1 protein-coding gene is annotated in these 1,634 nt (G+C 67.3%); it reads right to left on the bottom strand.

Annotated features, from left to right (window positions below):
- Nucleotides 1-1,361, bottom strand: a 1,361-nt coding sequence (locus ACZ7IB_RS49225) for an amino acid adenylation domain-containing protein (RefSeq protein WP_470921904.1), incomplete at its 3' end; no start/stop codon positions are given.
- Nucleotides 1,362-1,634 lie beyond the last annotated feature (273 nt).

Below are 1,634 nucleotides of genomic sequence, written 5' to 3' on the forward strand. Positions count from 1 at the left end.
GGAGCGGGCAGGACCTTGTGGTCGATCTTGCCGTTCGGGGTGAGTGGGAAGGCTTCCAGTGCGAGCAGGGCGGCCGGGACCATGTAGTCGGGCAGCCGGGCGGCCAGCTCGGCGCGGATCTCGTCCGCGTCCAGCAGCGCACCCGCTTCGGGGATGAGATAGCCGACGATCCGCTTCTCGCCGGGCTGGTCCTCACGCAGGAACACCGCCGCCTGCGCGATACCGTCGACCGCGGCCAGTACCGCTTCGACCTCCCCGAGCTCGACACGGAAACCACGGATCTTCACCTGCGCATCCGCACGCCCCACGAAAAGCAGGTCACCACCACGGGTCCAGCGCACCAGGTCACCCGTCCGATACATCCGCTCACCGACACCGAACGGGCTGGCCACGAAACGTGAGGCCGTCAGATCACTTCGGCCCAAATAACCCCGGGCCAGACCAGCACCGGCGAGATACAACTCCGCCACCACACCCGGCGGAACCGGACGCAACGCCTCATCAAGCACCAGGAGCGTGGTGTTGTCGAACGAACGCCCCAGTGGCACGAGCCCGTCCGGCTCCTCACCACACCTCCACGGCCGGCCGGTCACACAGAGCGTCGCCTCGGTAGGACCATAGGTCGTACGGACGATGAGACCCGGGCACGCCTCCAGCACCCGGCGCACCGCGGCCGCAGGCACCACATCACCGCCCGTGGTCACCTCCACCAAGCCCGACAACGCCTCCGGCGCCTCCTCCGCCAGCACCCGGAACAACCCCGCGGTCACACTCAGATGCGTGACCCCGTGCCGGGCCAGAAGCCCGGGCGCCCAGTCACCCGGCGGCGCAACCACGATCCGCGCACCCACCAGCAAAGGCAGCCACAACTCATACACCGAACCATCGAAAGCATGCGGCGCCTGGAAGAGGACCCTCGACGACGCATCGACCCCCCACGACGGCTCACGGACCAGATCCAGCACATTCTGGTGACTGACCGCAATACCCTTCGGCTCACCCGTCGAACCCGACGTGAACATCACATACGCCAGCTGATCGGGCAACACCACCGGCCACACCGGCAACACACCCGAAACCACCGCCACGTCCTCCACCCGTGTCCCGTACTCCGCCCACGTCTCATCGACCAGAACCACACCAGCACCCACCCGATCCAGCAACGCCTCCACCCGGGCCCGCGGATACGCCGTATGCACCGGCATATACACCCCACCCGCCAACAACACACCCAACAACGCCACCACCGTGTCCACAGACCGCTCCATCAACACCGGAACGACCTGCTCACGCCCCACTCCCCGCGCCACCAGACCAGCCGCCACCGCCTCCACACGCGCCAGCAACGCGGCATAGGACAACTCACCACCCTCCCACTCCAACGCAACCGCCCCAGGACACTCCACAACCCGCTCCCGCAACACCCCCACCAAACCCACCACCGACGACGAACCCCATGACGGCAAGGCCACAGGCCCCCGCCCCCGCGCCAACGCCTCCGAAACCTCCACATCCGACAACACCCCCAACCCACTCAACCGCACCCCCGGATCAGCCACCACCTGCCCCAACAACCGCAACAACCGACCACCCAACTCCCCCGCCGACACCCCATCGAACAGATCCCGCGCGTA

It is taken from the genome of Streptomyces sp. NPDC037301 (assembly GCF_055602785.1).